Origin of the sequence: Mesorhizobium sp. M8A.F.Ca.ET.181.01.1.1, assembly GCF_004792025.1 — a bacterium.
Taxonomy (GTDB): domain Bacteria; phylum Pseudomonadota; class Alphaproteobacteria; order Rhizobiales; family Rhizobiaceae; genus Mesorhizobium.
Genome location: NZ_SRTV01000003.1, coordinates 587,673 through 603,157, shown reverse-complemented (window position 1 = coordinate 603,157; position 15,485 = coordinate 587,673). Strand labels below are relative to the sequence as shown.

The 15,485-nt window shown below is 63.2% G+C and carries 17 protein-coding genes; 7 read left to right on the top strand and 10 right to left on the bottom strand.

Going from position 1 to position 15,485, the window contains the following annotated elements; translation table 11 throughout:
* Positions 1-85: 85 nt before the first annotated feature.
* The 4 genes from ychF (at position 86) to EN824_RS15590 (ending at position 3,439) form a co-directional block, all read left to right on the top strand.
* On the top strand, positions 86-1,189 hold the full coding sequence (ychF, locus tag EN824_RS15605; RefSeq protein ID WP_127276055.1) for a redox-regulated ATPase YchF: 1,104 nt from the start codon (positions 86-88) through the stop codon (positions 1,187-1,189).
* A 234-nt stretch (positions 1,190-1,423) separates the two neighbouring features.
* Positions 1,424-2,398 (top strand): magnesium/cobalt transporter CorA, encoded by a 975-nt coding sequence (gene corA, locus EN824_RS15600; RefSeq protein WP_127276056.1) that lies wholly within the window; start codon positions 1,424-1,426, stop codon positions 2,396-2,398.
* 115 nt (positions 2,399-2,513) lie between these two features.
* Positions 2,514-2,984: a MaoC family dehydratase gene (locus tag EN824_RS15595; RefSeq protein ID WP_167531307.1), complete on the top strand. Its 471-nt coding sequence runs from the start codon at positions 2,514-2,516 to the stop codon at positions 2,982-2,984.
* Positions 2,981-3,439, top strand: coding sequence for a MaoC family dehydratase (locus tag EN824_RS15590; RefSeq protein WP_127276057.1), 459 nt, complete (start codon positions 2,981-2,983; stop codon positions 3,437-3,439). The genes EN824_RS15595 and EN824_RS15590 overlap by 4 nt, the downstream gene beginning before the upstream one ends.
* 42 nt (positions 3,440-3,481) lie before the next feature.
* Here EN824_RS15590 and EN824_RS15585 read toward each other — a convergent pair whose 3' ends face one another.
* From EN824_RS15585 to petA, 5 genes are all read right to left on the bottom strand, one after another.
* The gene (locus EN824_RS15585) at positions 3,482-4,027 is read right to left on the bottom strand and encodes an adenine phosphoribosyltransferase (RefSeq protein ID WP_027143364.1); all 546 of its coding nucleotides are present in this window, start codon (positions 4,025-4,027) and stop codon (positions 3,482-3,484) included.
* A 228-nt stretch (positions 4,028-4,255) separates the two neighbouring features.
* Positions 4,256-4,951, bottom strand: coding sequence for a phosphatase PAP2 family protein (locus EN824_RS15580; protein WP_127276058.1), 696 nt, complete (start codon positions 4,949-4,951; stop codon positions 4,256-4,258).
* Between the two features lie 149 nt (positions 4,952-5,100).
* On the bottom strand, positions 5,101-5,973 hold the full coding sequence (locus tag EN824_RS15575) for a cytochrome c1 (RefSeq protein WP_127276059.1): 873 nt from the start codon (positions 5,971-5,973) through the stop codon (positions 5,101-5,103).
* Between the two features lie 27 nt (positions 5,974-6,000).
* A complete protein-coding gene (locus EN824_RS15570; RefSeq protein ID WP_127276060.1) occupies positions 6,001-7,302 on the bottom strand; it encodes a cytochrome b N-terminal domain-containing protein in 1,302 nt (433 codons plus the stop codon).
* 16 nt (positions 7,303-7,318) lie between these two features.
* Positions 7,319-7,879: a ubiquinol-cytochrome c reductase iron-sulfur subunit gene (gene petA, locus EN824_RS15565; protein ID WP_127276061.1), complete on the bottom strand. Its 561-nt coding sequence runs from the start codon at positions 7,877-7,879 to the stop codon at positions 7,319-7,321.
* A gap of 314 nt (positions 7,880-8,193) precedes the next feature.
* Here petA and EN824_RS15560 point away from each other — a divergent pair, with 314 nt between their 5' ends.
* Both EN824_RS15560 and EN824_RS15555 read left to right on the top strand, forming a co-directional pair.
* Positions 8,194-8,538 (top strand): cupin domain-containing protein, encoded by a 345-nt coding sequence (locus EN824_RS15560; RefSeq protein WP_127276062.1) that lies wholly within the window; start codon positions 8,194-8,196, stop codon positions 8,536-8,538.
* Positions 8,539-8,621: 83 nt separating this feature from the next.
* Positions 8,622-9,506, top strand: coding sequence for an alpha/beta hydrolase (locus tag EN824_RS15555; protein ID WP_127276063.1), 885 nt, complete (start codon positions 8,622-8,624; stop codon positions 9,504-9,506).
* On the opposite strand, the gene EN824_RS15550 is transcribed toward EN824_RS15555, so the two are convergent.
* From EN824_RS15550 to EN824_RS15530, 5 genes are read right to left on the bottom strand one after another with little or no spacing between them, the layout of a single operon-like run.
* Entirely contained in the window at positions 9,487-9,798 is a 312-nt protein-coding gene (locus EN824_RS15550; RefSeq protein WP_127276064.1) for a DUF6665 family protein, read from the bottom strand. The genes EN824_RS15555 and EN824_RS15550 overlap by 20 nt on opposite strands.
* Before the next feature lies 1 nt (position 9,799).
* Positions 9,800-10,303 (bottom strand): GNAT family N-acetyltransferase, encoded by a 504-nt coding sequence (locus EN824_RS15545; protein WP_127276065.1) that lies wholly within the window; start codon positions 10,301-10,303, stop codon positions 9,800-9,802.
* Between the two features lie 4 nt (positions 10,304-10,307).
* A complete protein-coding gene (locus EN824_RS15540; RefSeq protein ID WP_127276066.1) occupies positions 10,308-12,191 on the bottom strand; it encodes an ABC transporter ATP-binding protein in 1,884 nt (627 codons plus the stop codon).
* A gap of 10 nt (positions 12,192-12,201) precedes the next feature.
* The gene (locus EN824_RS15535) at positions 12,202-14,103 is read right to left on the bottom strand and encodes an ABC transporter ATP-binding protein (protein WP_135867493.1); all 1,902 of its coding nucleotides are present in this window, start codon (positions 14,101-14,103) and stop codon (positions 12,202-12,204) included.
* A gap of 31 nt (positions 14,104-14,134) precedes the next feature.
* Positions 14,135-14,656: a hypothetical protein gene (locus EN824_RS15530; RefSeq protein ID WP_189343782.1), complete on the bottom strand. Its 522-nt coding sequence runs from the start codon at positions 14,654-14,656 to the stop codon at positions 14,135-14,137.
* Positions 14,657-14,939: 283 nt separating this feature from the next.
* Between EN824_RS15530 and EN824_RS15525 the strand changes: the two genes are divergently transcribed.
* The gene (locus EN824_RS15525; RefSeq protein WP_127276068.1) at positions 14,940-15,398 is read left to right on the top strand and encodes a tRNA (cytidine(34)-2'-O)-methyltransferase; all 459 of its coding nucleotides are present in this window, start codon (positions 14,940-14,942) and stop codon (positions 15,396-15,398) included.
* The last annotated feature ends 87 nt before the right edge of the window (positions 15,399-15,485 follow it).

The following is a 15,485-nucleotide window of genomic DNA, read 5'->3' as shown; positions in this document are numbered from 1 at the left end:
ATCGGCGTTACAGGGCTTGACGTTCCCAACCCCTATCGCCCATAGCCCTCATCAAATTTCGCTTTTCCCGATAGGACCGGACAAAATGGGTTTCAAATGCGGCATCGTTGGCTTGCCCAATGTCGGCAAGTCGACGCTCTTCAACGCGCTGACGAGGACGGCCGCCGCGCAGGCCGCCAACTATCCGTTCTGCACCATCGAACCGAACACCGGCGAGGTGGCGGTGCCGGACCCGCGCCTGCAGAAGATCGCCGCGATCGGCAAGTCGAAGGAGATCATCCCGACCCGCATCTCCTTCGTCGATATTGCCGGCCTGGTGCGCGGCGCCTCTAAGGGCGAAGGGCTGGGGAACCAGTTCCTCGCCAACATCCGCGAGGTCGACGCCATCGTCCACGTGCTGCGCTGCTTCGAGGATGACGACATCACCCATGTCGAGGGCCGCATCGACCCCGTCGCCGACGCCGAGACGGTCGAGACCGAGCTGATGCTTGCCGACCTCGACAGCCTCGAGCGCCGCATCGTGCAATTCCGCAAGCGCGCCGGCAGCAAGGACAAGGAAGCCACCGCCGTGCTGCCGATGATGGAGGCAGCGCTCGAGTTGCTGCAGGCCGGCAAGCCGACCCGCATCCTGCTCAAGGGTATTTCGGCCGAAGATTTGCGCATCCTGCAGGGGCTGAACCTGCTCACCTCGCATCCCGTGCTCTATGTCTGCAACGTCGCCGAGGCCGATGCCGCGACCGGCAACGAGCACACAAAGGCTGTGGAGAAAATGGCCGCCGCGCAGGGCGCCGGCACCGTAGTGATCTCGGCGGCGATCGAGGCGGAAGTCGCCCAGCTTTCCGACGAGGAGGAAATGGAATTCCTATCCTCGCTCGGCCTCGACGAGCCCGGCCTGAACAAGGTGATCCGCGCCGGCTACGACCTGTTGCACCTCATCACCTATTTTACCGTTGGGCCGAAGGAGACGCGCGCCTGGACCGTGCACAAGGGCGACAAGGCCCCTCAGGCGGCTGGCGTCATCCACACCGATTTCGAGCGCGGCTTCATCCGCGCCCAGACCATCGCCTACAACGACTTTGTCACGCTGGGCGGGGAAGTGGCGGCCAAGGAAGCCGGCAAGGCGCGCGATGAAGGCAAGGAATATGTCGTCCAGGACGGCGACATCATGCTGTTCAAGTTCAACACGTGACCCTCCTGCCCAGTCGACAATGTCTGGGCGGAAGTAGAGCCGACGAAGCTTTCGTACCACCGGCTCCTCGACGAATTTTTCTGAGTGGCCGATGCCAGCCGGCCCTGCTCGGCTTGTCTTGATTTTGTCATGCCGCGGGTCTAAGCGGCAGCCACACGGTCGGCGTGCGACGAAAAACCGTGCAATCCGACACGATGCGTAACCTCAACGCGGCTCTGGCAGGGAGATTCGGCGATGATCAAGGCCTTCGTCGTCGACAATGATCGCCTGCGCCTCACCGACGACCTGCTGGTCAATGGCGACAAGGTCGTCTGGGCCGATCTCGTCAATCCGACCAAGGAGGAAGAGGCCACCATCGAAAGCTGGCTCGGCATCGCCATCCCGACCCGCGAGGAGATGGAGGAGATCGAGATTTCAAGCCGCCTCTATATCGAGGACGGCGCCTACTTCATGACCGCCACCTTGCCCGCGCAGACCGAGGTCGACGATCCCCTGATGTCGCCGGTCACCTTCGTGCTCGCCGGCGCCAGGCTGATCACCGTACGCTATCACGAACCGAAGGCGTTCAAGACCTTCCCGCTGCGCGCCGAGAAGGTGGCGACCGGCTGCAGCAGCGGCGACACCATCCTGATCGGCCTGCTGGAGGCGATCGTCGACCGCCTCGCCGACATCCTCGAGCGCGCCGGCCGCGATGTCGAAGTGATTTCGCGCGACATCTTCGAGGCGCGCTCGACCAAGGTGTCGAAGCGCAACCGCGACTTCCAGGAACTGCTGAAGGCCATCGGCCGCAAGGAGGACATCGCCTCCTCCATCCGCGACAGCCTGATCTCGCTGCAGCGGCTGGCGGGTTTCCTCGCCCATGTCGCGACTCTGACCAAGATGAGCAAGGACGTCCGCGCCCGCATCAAGACCCTGTCGCGCGACGTGCTGTCGCTTGCCGACCACGCCACCTTCCTGTCGCAGAAGATCTCCTTCCTGCTCGACGCCACGCTCGGCATGATCTCGATCGAGCAGAACGCCATCATCAAGATCTTCTCCGTCGCCGCCGTCATCTTCCTGCCGCCGACACTCGTCGCCTCGATCTACGGCATGAATTTCGATGTCATTCCCGAGCTGAAGTGGGAGTTCGGCTATCCCTTCGCCATTGCCATGATGGTGCTGTCGGCGATCCTGCCTTTCTGGTATTTCCGCCGCCGCGGCTGGCTCTGAACACCCGCTGCCTGGGCCTGGCTCACCAGAAAGGGCTTGACCAAACCGCCCGCGGCCTGCATCCGGGTTTTCCGATCCAAAGGGATCGCGCATTCTACAACCGGATTTGCTGACCATGACCGGAAAGACATGGGCGTATGAGGACTTCGTCGAGGGGGCCTCGTTCGACCTCGGCGCGAAAAAAGTAAGCGCGGCCGAGATCATCGAGTTCGCCAGCGAGTTCGACGCTCAGCCGATGCATCTCGACGAGGAGGCCGGCAAGGCCAGCATCCTCGGTGGCCTCTCGGCCTCGGGCTGGCACACCTGCGCCATGTTCATGCGCATGCTGTGCGATGCCTTCCTGCTGGATTCCACCTGCCAGGGCGCGCCCGGCGTCGATCAGGTCAAATGGAAGAAGCCGGTGCTCGCCGGCGATACGCTGCGGGGCAACCTGGTGGTTCTCGCCAGGCGCCTGTCGAAATCGAAGCCGCAACTCGGCTTCGTGACCATGCGCAGCGAACTGGTCAACCAGCGCGGCGAAAGTGTCTTCGAGCTCGAGAACTCCATCATGTTCCTGACGCGCGATGCCGCTGGGAGCCTGTCATGACATTGGACGAATTCTTCCGCATCGGCACCACGGTGACGCTGGGCTCGCACACATTCGAGCCCGAGGCGATCAAGGCGTTCGCCCGCAAATACGACCCTCAGATCTTCCATATCGACGAGGAGGCGGCGAGGAAGAGCGTGCTTGGCGGGCTCTGCGCCTCCGGCTGGCACACCGCGGCCACCTGGATGAAGCTTAATCTGGAAACCCGCCTGGACGCCGAAGGCTGGGACGGCCCGGTGCCCGAATTCGGCCCCTCGCCCGGATTCAAGAACCTGAAATGGCTAAAGCCCGTCCATGCCGGGCAAACCATCACCTTCGCACGCACGGCGCTTTCCCACCGCCCCATAGCGTCCCGTCCCGGCTGGCGGTTGCTGGCGCTGCTCTGCGAGGCCTCCGATTCGACCGGCGCCAAGGTGCTGGAATTCGAGAGCGCCGTGCTGGTGAAGGTGGAATGAGGTGTCTTTCCCTTCTCCCACAAGGGGAGAAGGGAAAAATGCTCAATGCCCCTCGAACCCGATCAGCGTCCTCACCGGCACGCCGAGCGCTTCGAGCTTGGCGCGTCCGCCCAGATCCGGCAGGTCGATGACGAAGCAGGCGGCGAGGATGTCGGCGCCGATCTGGCGCAGCAGCTTGACCGCCGCTTCCGCCGTGCCGCCGGTGGCGATCAGGTCGTCGACCAGGATGACCTTCTCGCCGGGCGCGACGCCGTCCTTGTGCATCTCCATCTCATCCAGCCCGTATTCCAGGCTGTAGGCGACGCGCACGGTCTCGTAAGGCAGCTTGCCCTTCTTGCGGATCGGCACGAAGCCGGCCGAGAGCTGGTGGGCGACGGCGCCGCCGAGGATGAAGCCGCGCGCCTCGATACCGGCGATCTTGTCGATCTTCTGCCCGGCATAGGGATGCACCAGCTCGTCGATGGCGCGGCGGAAGGCGCGTGCGTTGCCGAGCAGCGTGGTGATGTCGCGAAACAGGATGCCGGGCCTGGGATAGTCCGGGATGGTTCGGATCGACGCCAGCAGCGTGTCTTCGAGAGAGGATTTCATGAAGCGGCTCCGGGTGATCCAGCTGACAGAAGCGAAACGGCGCGGGGCCGATCGTAGCCCGGCGCGGCCGACAACGGCTAGCGCGATGTGACGGTCGACACAAGCACGTCCGGCAAAGGATATGGCGGCAAACGCGAGGCGATTTCCTTGCAGTGGGCGCAGGCCGCGGCCGACACGAAAAGGGGCGCCCGAAGGCGCCCCGCTCGGAAAGATGGCTACCGGCCAGTCCTACATGCCGAGGTCGGAACGAAGCTCCGCCCTGGCCACTTCGTACTCGGCCTTGAAATCCTCGCGGTTGAGCAGGACCGCGGCGATGACGCTGCCGGAAATCTTGCCCATCTCGACGTCGGACGGATAATGGATGCCGCCGACGATGCGGTTGTGGGCGAACTCGGCCGCGCGCGCCATGATCTGGGCCCGCTTTTCCGGAACCATGTCAGCCAGGATGATGCCCATCATCGTGCCGACGGTCGCATGGCCGGACGGCCAGGAACCGGAGCTCGAGAGCTTGACCACCGGCTTGACGAGATCGCTGAGCTGGTGCGGACGCGGACGCTTCCAGACGTCCTTGGCCGGATCGACGACGGCGCCTTCGGTCTCCACCACGCGATCGAAGAAGGCGCTGAATTTCGGCAGCTTGTCCTTGTTGAAATCCGGCCCCATGACATCGGCGAAACGCCAGACGTTTTCCTCGGCATCGGCGATGGCGCGGGCTTCCATTTCGGGTGTGCGCGTGACTTGCATGGTCAGCACCTCGCCAAGCTCGGCCTTGGTCTCGGCCGAATCATTGGCCGGAGGCGGCGGCAGGATCATCGTCAGGTCGACATCCTTGTTGGTAATGAAGGGTTTCGCGTCTTCGGCGCGGGCCGCGGAACCAACGACGAGCAGCAGCAGGCCTGCCGCAAGCGATGCGTATCTTTTCATGGGCGTGATCCTTTGATGAGAGCACCGCAGGATCGCGATGTGCGATGACGGCCATGTGACACCGCCGACGCGTGGCCTGAGCTATCCACCCCAAAAGCAGAAAAGGGCACCTCGCGGCGCCCCTTTTGAATTCCAGACTATGGCATCGCTTAGTGAGCGACGGCTTCCCATACCTTACGCTTGGTCAGGTAGACCAGGGCGCCAAACAGAAGCAGGAACACCAGCACGCGGAAGCCCATCTTCTTGCGGTCTTCCATGTGCGGCTCGGCCGCCCAGGTCAGGAAGGCAGCCACGTCGCGGGAATACTGGTCGATGGTCTGCGGCGAGCCGTCGTCATAGGTCACCTGGCCGTCGGAGAGCGGCTTGGGCATCTTCAGCGACACGCCGGACATGAAGTACGGATTGTAGTGGGTGCCTTCCGGGATGACCATGCCGGCGGGCGGCGTCTCGTCGTAGCCTGTCAGCAGCGAATGGATGTAGTCAGGACCACCCGCATCATACTGGGTGAAGATGTCGAAGACGAACTGCGGGAAGCCGCGCTCGACGCCGCGCGCCTTGGCCAGCAGCGACATGTCGGGCGGCGCCGCGCCGCCATTGGACGCAGCGGCGGCTTCCTCATTGGCGAAGGGCGCCGGGAAATGGTCGGACGGCTTGCCGGGACGGTCGAACATGTCACCGGCATCGTTGGGGCCGTCGTGGATGGTGTATTCTGCTGACAGCGTCTTGATCTGCGCGTCGCTATAGCCGAGGTCCGACAGCGTGCGGAACGCCACCAGGTTCATCGAATGACAGGCCGAGCAGACTTCCTTGTAGACCTTCAGGCCGCGCTGCAGCTGCGCCTTGTCATAGGTGCCGAACGGGCCGGTGAAGCTCCAGCTCATTTCCTTCGGCTCGTTGATCGGGAAATGCGTGGGTGCCGCCGCGTTGTGCGCTTCTTCGGCCGCGAACGCCCAAGTGCCTGCAACCCCAGTGCCGGCGGCCACAAGGCCGACCAGCGCCAGCGAGGTGAGAATCTTCTTCATGCCAAATCCCCTTAGATTCTCTACCGCTCAGCCCTTGGTCTCGGGTGCTGCCGTGGCGCCCGCCGGATGTCCGCCGCCACCCTTGTTCTTTTCGAGCACCGCCTCGGTGATCGAGTTCGGCAGCCTGCGCGGAGTCTCGATCAAGCCGAGCACGGGCAGCGCGACCAGGAAGAAGGCGAAGTAGAACAGCGTCGCCATCTGCGCCATGAACACATAGCTACCTTCCGCCGGCTGCGAGCCCAGCCAGCCCAGCAGGATGGCATCGGCCACGAACAGCCAGAAGAACAGCTTGTACCAGGGCCGGTAGACCGCCGAGCGCACCTTGGAAGTGTCGAGCCACGGCACCAGGAACAGCATGACGATGGCGCCGAACATACACAGCACGCCGCCGAGCTTGGAATTGATCGGGCCGATGTTGAAGGTGATGGCGCGCAGGATCGCGTAGAACGGCAGGAAGTACCATTCCGGAACGATATGGGCCGGCGTCTTCAGCGGGTTGGCGACCGTGTAGTTGTCCGGATGGCCGAGATAGTTCGGCAGGTAGAAGACGAAGTAGGCGAAGACGAACAGGAACACGATCATGCCGAACGCGTCCTTGATGGTCGCGTAGGGCGTGAAGGCGACGGTATCGGTCTTCGACTTGACCTCGATGCCAGTCGGGTTCGACTGGCCGACGACATGCAGCGCCCAGACGTGCAGCACGACGACGCCGGCAATCATGAACGGCAGCAGGTAATGCAGCGCGAAGAAGCGGTTGAGCGTCGGATTGTCGACGGCGAAGCCGCCGAGCAGCAGTTGCTGGATCCAGTCGCCGACCAGCGGGATGGCGCTGAAGAAGCCGGTGATGACGGTGGCGCCCCAGAAGCTCATCTGCCCCCATGGCAGCACATAGCCCATGAAGCCGGTCGCCATCATCAGGAGGTAGATGATGCAACCCAGGATCCACAGCAGTTCGCGCGGCGCCTTGTAGGAGCCGTAGTAGAGACCGCGGAAGATGTGCAGGTAGACGGCGATGAAGAAGAACGAGGCGCCGTTGGCGTGCATGTAACGCAGAAGCCATCCGGAATTCACGTCGCGCATGATCTTCTCGACCGAACCGAAGGCGAGATTGGTGTCGGCCGTATAGTGCATGGCCAGGACGATGCCGGTCAGGATCTGCGCCACCAGCATGATCGCCAGTATGCCGCCGAAGGTCCACATATAGTTCAGGTTGCGCGGCACCGGATAGGCGATGAAGCTGTCATAGACCATCCTGGGCAGCGGCATGCGGGCGTCGAACCAGCGTTCGATACCGGTCTTCGGCGTATAGGTCGAGTGTCCCTCGCTCATCGAAATATCCCCTGCCTCAACCGATAAGGAGTTTGGTATCGGAAATGAACTTGAATACCGGAATCGCCATGTTCTCAGGTGCCGGGCCTTTGCGGATGCGGCCGGCAGTGTCGTATTGCGAGCCATGGCACGGGCAGAACCAGCCGCCGAAATCGCCTTCCTGGCCGAGCGGAATGCAGCCCAGATGGGTGCAGACCTGAACCATAACCATCCAGGCTTCCTTGCCGGGCGTGGTGCGGTTGGCGTCGGTCGCCGGCGCATCGGACGGCAAATTGGCGTTGCGGGCGATCGGATCCTTGAGATCGGAGAGGCTGACGGCCTCGCCGTCCTTCATTTCCTTCTCGGTGCGGTTGCGTACCACGACCGGCTTGCCGCGCCACTTGACGATCAGCGAGCTGCCGGGCGTCAGCGAGGAGACATCGACCTCGACCGAAGCGAGCGCCAGCGTCGAGGCGTCGGGGCGCATCTGGTCGATGAACGGCCAGGCGACGGCACCGGCGCCGACCACAGCGGCCATGCCGGTGGCGACGTAGAGAAAATCTCGACGGTTGGGATCGTGGATGTCGGTTGCGCTCACGGGTGCCTGATCCTTTCGCCTCTTCCGCGCCGGTGGCTGAGCCTTGTTCCCCGCTCAATCACGCCAACCCGACAGCGCATGGCGAACAGGCTAGCGAATTCCTCCGGCATTTGGACTTCGGTTTATGCGTGAAGCCCGTTTTTGTCCAGACGGGTCAAGGCACAAGGGCAGATTGTCGCGGGGACAAAATCCGCTGTCGCGCGGCAAGGCGGCGAATGGCCGCAAAAGGCGGCTAAACAACCGGGAAACAACCGGAAATCCGGCATCGTTGTTTGCCTCGACATAGGCTGCCCGAGTGATCTATTTTCCCTACCATGGTGCATGTCATCGATCGCGAGGAATGGTCTGTTCGTTCCAACCACTGGAAGGGCGAACTGCAAGGCGGCGTCTACGGCTCCAACTCCTGCCTGATCTTCAATTACTTGCCCGATGTCGGGGGCGGCCCGCGGCTGCACGCTCATCCCTATGCGGAGATCTTTATCATTCGCGAGGGAACCGGCCTGTTCACGGTCGGCGACCAGGAGATCGAGGCCTCGGCGGGGCAGATCGTTATCGTGCCGCCGCACACGCCGCACAAATTCACCAATCTCGGTCCAGGTCCGCTGGAAACGACCGACATCCACGAAAACGGTAGCTTCATCACGGAATGGCTGGAGTAATTCCTGCATAGCCCTGGCGGCTTCCCGGTTGGCGCCTAGATCTACGGCATAGGCGCCAACCAGAGAGTCGCCAGAGCCAGGATATGCAAACCTCGACCATCGAAATCGAAGGGCTGAGCATTGCGACCCGCGAGGCAGGCCCCGCTGGTGCGCCGGCTTTCCTTCTGCTGCACGGATGGCCGCAAAGCTCCTACGCCTTCGAGCGGGTGATCGGCCGGTTGGCGGCCGACTACCGGGTCGTCGCCCCTGACCTGCCCTGCATCGGCGGCTCGCAAGGCGTAGCCGAGGCTGGTGACAAGAGAACCTTGGCGAGGCTGATGAGAGGCGTCGCAGAGACTTGCGGGCTGCGCCAGCTCGTGGCCGCCGGCCACGATGTCGGCGGCCAGATCGTATTTGCCTTGTTGAGCGACCATCCTGAGATTCTTTCCGGCGCGGCGATCATGGATGTCGTCATTCCGGGCGTCGCTCCGTGGGAGAAGGTCATTCGCAATCCGCAAATCTGGCATTTCGCCTTTCACGCTATTCCAGCCTTGCCGGAAACGCTGGTCAGCGGCCATCAGAGCGCTTATTTCGACTTCTTCTTCAATGTGCTTTCGAAGGATCGAGCCTCGATCCCTGACGACGCCAGGGAAATCTACGCCAAGGCCTATTCCCGGCCGGAAAGCCTCCAGGCGGGGTTCGACTGGTATCGTGCCTTTCCCGAGGATGCCAAGGCCAATGCCGCGCGGCCCGCGAAGCCGATTGCGGTTCCGGTGCTGTATCTGAGGGGTGCGGCCGAGTCCGGCGACATCGGCGACTATGTCGATGGCCTGCGCGCGGCCGGGCTCTCAAATGTCGAGGGCGACATCATAGCCGACAGCGGACACTTCGTTGCCGATGAAAATCCCGAAGCGCTTGCCGCCCGCCTGGCGCGCTTCCACAGGGAAATCAGCGCGGCAGGTTCCAACTCTACATGGCGCCAAGCCTGACCAGCACGGCTTTGGGGATGTTGTATTCGCGGATGACGGCGTCATGCTTGCGAAGGCCGCACAATTCGCGCTGGATGAAATAGCCGTGAACGGCCATGGCGGCCTCCTTGAGAAGCAAGGGACGCATGTCCTCGTCGGCATTGCTGGTCAGCCGGGCCAGCGTTTCCTCGACCTTTTGACCGGCGCGGCCAAGTGCGGCCGCCTTCTCGGCGAGGATCTCATGACCAAGCGCGTCGAAGGCCGCTTCGGCGGCCGACGCGCCGGCAAGATGAGATGGCGGACGCAAGGACATTTCAGTTCCCTTTCCCGAACACTATGCGGTGGGTGACGAATTCTTCGCCTTCCACGCGCTGAAAGCCAAGCCGTTCATAAAAACCGAAGGCTTCCGGCGGCGCGCGGGTGTTCAACACGGAGAAATATTGGCCGGCCCGATCGATCACGGTCTCGACCAGCATGCGGCCGAGGCCGTTGCGGCGGTGGCGTGCGCTGACGAACAGGTGCCGGACCCGGCCCTGGTCCCTGCCCTCGAAATAGGGATCGATGTTCAGCCCGCACACGCCGGCGAGTTCCCGGCCATGCCATATCCCAAACAGTCCCTCCCCTCGCTTCAGGAACTTGTTGCGGCCGCTTGCCCAGCCATCGCCCAGGCGCACCAGCATCCAGTAGCCTTCCAGCCGGCTCTCGTCCTTCAACGCGTCGAAGGCCGCCACGGTTGGTCGCAAACGCTTGAGCGCATAGTCGATCTCCGGGCCAACCTCTCGGCCGATCTCCGGACTGACCTCTGGCGATCCAGCCATGCGCCTACTCCGCCGGCCGCGTCTCTTCGAGCACGCTTTCCTCGTGATAGAGGAAGCCGCCGGACTGGCGCTTCCACAGCCGGGCATAGAGCCCGTCGCGCGCCACCAGTTCGTCATGCGTCCCTTGCTCGACGATGCGGCCGCCGTCGAGCACCACCAGGCGATCAAGTGCCGCGATCGTCGACAGCCGGTGCGCGATGGCGATCACGGTCTTGTTCTCCATCAGCCGCGTCAGATTCTCCTGGATCGCCGCCTCGATGTCGGAATCGAGCGCCGACGTCGCCTCGTCGAGGATCAGGATCGGCGCGTCCTTGAGGAAGACGCGGGCGATCGCCACGCGCTGGCGCTGGCCGCCCGACAGCTTGACGCCGCGTTCGCCGACAAAGGCTTCGTAGCCCTGGCGATCCCTGTTGTCGCGCAAGCTCAGGATGAATTCGTGGGCCTCGGCCTTCTTGGCCGCCGCGATCACCTCCGCGTCGGTCGCATCGGGCATGCCGAGCTTGATGTTGTCGCGCAGCGAGCGATGGAACAGGGCGGTGTCCTGGCTGACGACGCCGATATTGGCGCGCAGCGAATTCTGCGTCACACCGGAGACGTCCTGGCCGTCGATGGTGATCCGGCCGCTTTCGAGGTCGTAGAGGCGCAGGATCAGGTTGGCCAACGTCGTCTTGCCGGCGCCCGATGGCCCGACCAGCCCGACCTTCTCGCCCGGCTTGACGACAAGGTCGACGCCGTTGAGCACGCCAAACCCCTTGCCGTAATGGAACTCGACATTCTTCACGTCGATGCGTCCGCCCGTGACGACCAGCTCTTTCGCGTCCAGTGCGTCGGTCAGTCCCAGCGGCTGCGAGATCAGCGCCTTGGAGTTCTCCAGCACGCCGAGGTTTCGCAAGATACTGTTCATCTGCATCATCAGCCGGCCGAGCAGCATGTTGAGGCGCAGCACCAGCGACAGCGTGAAGGCGACGGCGCCGACGGTGATCGAGCCCTCGACCCAGAGATAGACGGCAAAGCAGCCGATCGCCGTGATCATGATGCCCGACAGCGTCGTCAGCGCCATGCGCACGCCGGTCAACCGGCGGGTGAAGGGGCGCAATGCGTCGAGATAGATGTCGAAGCCGTTCCTGATGTAGCGGTCGTCGCCGTCCGCCGCGAAAAGTTTCAGCGTCTGCACGTTGGAGTAGGAATCGACGATGCGGCCATTGATCATCGAGCCCGCCTCGGCCGTCGCTTCGGCGTGCTTGCGGATTGCCGGCAGATAGCGCCTGGCCAGAAAGCCGAAAGCGGTGATCCAGATCACCACCAATGCCGCCAGCCTGAGATCGAGTCCTGCGACCAGTGCCAGCGTCGTCACCGTATAGACGATCATGAACCAGACGACCTCGATGAAGCTTTCCATCAGGTCGCCGGTCGCCTGCCCCGCCTGCCAGACTTTCGTCGCGATCCGGCCGGCGAAGTCGTTCTGGAAGAAGGCGTAGGACTGGCGCGAGACGTGCCGGTGCGCCTGCCAGCGCACCAGATTGTAGAAGCCGGGCGTGATCGTCTGCTCGTCGACCAGCGCCGAGAGGGCCACGACCATTGTGCGGAGGACCAGCACCACTGCGACCATGAACATCAGTTCGGGGCCGGCGGCGGTCCATAATGCATGCCAGCTCCGCTCGCCGGGCAATTGATCGAGAATATCGACCAGCCGCCCGACGAAATAGAACAGCCCGGCCTCGACCAGCGGCGCGATGCCGCCGACGACCAGCATGGCGAAGAAGGCGAACTTCGCCTGGCCGACATAGTGCCAGAGGAAGCCGGCGACGCTGGCCGGTGGCCGAAGATGCGCCGGCTCCCTGAACGGATAGACCCAGGTCTCGAACCAGCGGTAGACGGCTGTCATCATGCGGCGGCCATCATTCTGCGGCTTGCCCCTTCGCGCCAATGTCGCTGGCGACACTGTCGTTGGCGGCGCCGACCGGACTGTCCTCGAGCAGGAATCCACCCGACTGGCGCTGCCAGAGCTGCGCGTAGAGCCCGCCGCCGGCGACCAGTTCCTCGTGCGAACCCTCCTCGATGACGCGGCCCTGGTCCATCACGACGAGCCTGTCCATCGCCGCGATGGTCGACAGCCGGTGCGCGATGGCGATGACGGTCTTGCCCTGCATGAGCTTGTAAAGATTCTCCTGGATGGCGGCTTCCGCCTCGGAATCGAGCGCCGACGTCGCTTCGTCAAGGATAAGAATAGGCGCGTCCTTCAACATAACGCGAGCAATGGCGATGCGTTGCCGCTGCCCACCGGACAGTTTGACGCCGCGGTCGCCGACATAGGCGTCGAAACCCTTGCGGCCGCTATGGTCCGAAAGCGCCGATATGAAATCCAGCGCCTCGGCCCGCCGTGCCGCCTCGACCAACATCTCATCGCTCGCATCGGGCCGGCCATAAAGGATGTTCTCGCGCACCGAACGATGCAGCAGCGAGGTGTCCTGTGTGACCATGCCGATCTGGGCGCGCAGTGAATCCTGCTTCACGCCGGCGATCTCCTGGCCGTCGATCAGGATCCGGCCGGATTCCAGGTCGTAGAAGCGCAAGAGGAGATTGACCAGCGTCGACTTGCCGGCGCCCGAGCGTCCGACAATGCCGACCTTCTCGCCCGGTTTCACCGCCAGCGACAGGTTTTCGATGACGCCCTTCTGCTTGCCGTAGTGGAAGCGGATGTCCTCGAAGCGGATATCGCCTTTGGAAACGTTGATCTCCCTGGCATCCGGCCTGTCCTCGACGAGGCGTGGCAGCGAGATCGAGGCAATGCCGTCCTGCACCGTGCCGATATTCTCGAACAGGCCCGACATTTCCCACATGATCCACTGCGACATGCCCCACATCCGGAGCACCAGGCCGATGACCACGGCGACCGCGCCGATCGTCACAGCTTGCCCCATCCACAGCCACAGCGAGATGGCGGTGACCGAGAACAGCAGAAGCGCGTTCAATATGTAGAGCGAGCCGAACAGCACCGTCACCAGCCGCATCGACCGGTAGACCGTGTCGAGGAAGCCCATCATGCCTTCCCTGGCGAAGGCGGCCTCGCGGCGCGAATGACTGAACAGCTTGACCGTCTGGATGTTGGTGTAGCTGTCGACGACGCGGCCGGTCATGGTCGAGCGCGCATTGGCCTGCTCCTCGCCGACCTTGCCCAGGCGCGGGATGAAAAAGCGCAGCAACAGGATGTAGCCGACCAGCCAGACCCCGAGCGGCGCGGCCAGCCGCCAGTCGGCCGAACCGACGATCAGCAGCATGCCGAGGAAATAGACGATGACATAGTTCAGGACGTCGATCACCTTGATGACGCATTCGCGCACGGCGAGCGCCGTCTGCATCAGCTTGGTGGCGATGCGGCCGGCGAATTCGTCCTGGTAGAAGCTCATCGATTGCTTGAGCAGGTAGCGATGCACCTGCCAGCGGATGCGCATGGGATAGTTGCCCATCAGTGTCTGCTGGTTGAGCAGAGAATGCAGCCAAACCGTGCCGGGCAGCGCGAACAGCACGATGAACGCCATGCCGGCGAGCTTCCAGCCCTCCGTCTGCAGGAAGGTCTCGCGGTTCTGCCCCGACAACCAGTCGACGATGCGGCCGAGGAAGCCGAACATCCACACTTCCGCGATGGCGATGGCCGCCACCAGCACCGCATCGACCAGGATGTAGGGCCACGCGCCGCGCGTATAATGCAGGCAGAAGGCAACCAGCGTCTTGGGCGGCTCGACCGGTTCCGCGGCCGGGAACGGATCGAGCCTTCTTTCAAACCAGCTAAACAACAACATTGGGGCATGCCTGTAAAAATCTGTTTTCCGCTCACGCGGCTTGGCGACGTACAAAGTCCTCGGACCGCATGGCGTCGAGGGCCGACGCTCCGGAATCATCCGGAGCGTCGGCCCTGCTTCGCGCAATATAGGGGCTCGCCGGCTTTTCGCCGACAGCCACCTTTGTCGATGCTGACGACACGGTGCCACCAGTGCGGTTTTTCGCGCCCGGCCGCATCAGCCGGATGATGCGGCGCACCAGCGACGGTCGGCTCGGGTCGGGAACCGCGTGCGAGAAATCGACATCCGGCAGCATGCCGCGATGCGGACGCCGGCGCACTTCGGCATGAACCGCCGACGAATAGGTTTCGCCGATCAGCAGCGCCCAGGTCGGCAGCCGGTGGATATGCAAGCTCCTCGAGCCCGGTATTCTGTATGGATCGAACATCGGTCCGTCCTCCGTGTTGAAATAGAGATAAAAAGGATGATCGACATCGTGCCGCGGGATCGGCGGCTGATCAGTCGGGACGCGTTGGGACGGGGCCATCGGCCCCTTCGGCAGCTTGAAAAACATCGCAGGATTCCTTCGAAGACCAGGGTATGGTTTCGGCGGAGATCGGTGCGGAAGTGCCTAAAAGATCAGGAGAAACGTCGTACCGAAACCGCCAGGGCGCAAGTAAGCCCACGGGTGGGGCGCTGGATGTGCATGGTCATCATGAATTACCCCTCCATCGGTTCGGGTTGACAATGCTGGTCGTATACCCGACTTCGAAAAAAATGGCCACCCGCAGGTCCAGGAATTTCCAAAACCAGGAAGCTGCTGTGGCCGATCTGCCACTTATTAGAAGGACGCGAAAGTGAACCGTGGTCTCCGCATCGCGCTCTACCAGCCTGACATAGCCGGCAATACCGGGACAATCCTGCGCTTCGCCGCTTGCCTCGGCCTTGGCGTCGACATCATCGAGCCGGCCGGCTTCCCGCTTTCCGACAGAGCGCTCAAGCGCGCCGGTATGGACTATCTCGAAATGGCCGCCCTGACCCGGCATGTCGACTGGAATGCCTTCGAGGAGTGGCGCAAGGCCCGCGCGGACCGGCTGGTGTTGCTGTCGACCAGGGCCACGGCCCCCTACACCGACTTCAGCTTCACCGACCGCGACATCCTCCTGTTTGGCCGCGAATCCGCGGGCGTGCCGGATCCAGTCCATCAGGCGGCGGATGTTCGGCTGACGATCCCGATGCAGCCCACCGCGCGCAGCCTCAACGTCGCCCTTTCCGTGGCCATGGTGGCGGGCGAAGCCATCCGGCAACTCGGCTAGGGGATCGCCGGCAGCGCGGTCCGCGGTGATTTTTGCCCAGGCGCACATCCGCCTTCTCCTTCGTTTGCACATCCAGGCTTTCTTGGC

Bases quoted from the DNA above. Each gene is read 5' to 3' on its own strand.
- ychF (WP_127276055.1), top strand. From the start codon at position 86: ATGGGTTTCAAATGCGGCATCGTTGGCTTGCCCAATGTCGGCAAGTCG.
- corA (WP_127276056.1), top strand. From the start codon at position 1,424: ATGATCAAGGCCTTCGTCGTCGACAATGATCGCCTGCGCCTCACCGAC.
- EN824_RS15595 (WP_167531307.1), top strand. From the start codon at position 2,514: ATGACCGGAAAGACATGGGCGTATGAGGACTTCGTCGAGGGGGCCTCG.
- EN824_RS15590 (WP_127276057.1), top strand. From the start codon at position 2,981: ATGACATTGGACGAATTCTTCCGCATCGGCACCACGGTGACGCTGGGC.
- EN824_RS15585 (WP_027143364.1), bottom strand. From the start codon at position 4,027: ATGAAATCCTCTCTCGAAGACACGCTGCTGGCGTCGATCCGAACCATC.
- EN824_RS15580 (WP_127276058.1), bottom strand. From the start codon at position 4,951: ATGAAAAGATACGCATCGCTTGCGGCAGGCCTGCTGCTGCTCGTCGTT.
- EN824_RS15575 (WP_127276059.1), bottom strand. From the start codon at position 5,973: ATGAAGAAGATTCTCACCTCGCTGGCGCTGGTCGGCCTTGTGGCCGCC.
- EN824_RS15570 (WP_127276060.1), bottom strand. From the start codon at position 7,302: ATGAGCGAGGGACACTCGACCTATACGCCGAAGACCGGTATCGAACGC.
- EN824_RS15560 (WP_127276062.1), top strand. From the start codon at position 8,194: ATGGTGCATGTCATCGATCGCGAGGAATGGTCTGTTCGTTCCAACCAC.
- EN824_RS15555 (WP_127276063.1), top strand. From the start codon at position 8,622: ATGCAAACCTCGACCATCGAAATCGAAGGGCTGAGCATTGCGACCCGC.
- EN824_RS15550 (WP_127276064.1), bottom strand. From the start codon at position 9,798: ATGTCCTTGCGTCCGCCATCTCATCTTGCCGGCGCGTCGGCCGCCGAA.
- EN824_RS15545 (WP_127276065.1), bottom strand. From the start codon at position 10,303: ATGGCTGGATCGCCAGAGGTCAGTCCGGAGATCGGCCGAGAGGTTGGC.
- EN824_RS15540 (WP_127276066.1), bottom strand. From the start codon at position 12,191: ATGATGACAGCCGTCTACCGCTGGTTCGAGACCTGGGTCTATCCGTTC.
- EN824_RS15535 (WP_135867493.1), bottom strand. From the start codon at position 14,103: ATGTTGTTGTTTAGCTGGTTTGAAAGAAGGCTCGATCCGTTCCCGGCC.
- EN824_RS15530 (WP_189343782.1), bottom strand. From the start codon at position 14,656: ATGTTTTTCAAGCTGCCGAAGGGGCCGATGGCCCCGTCCCAACGCGTC.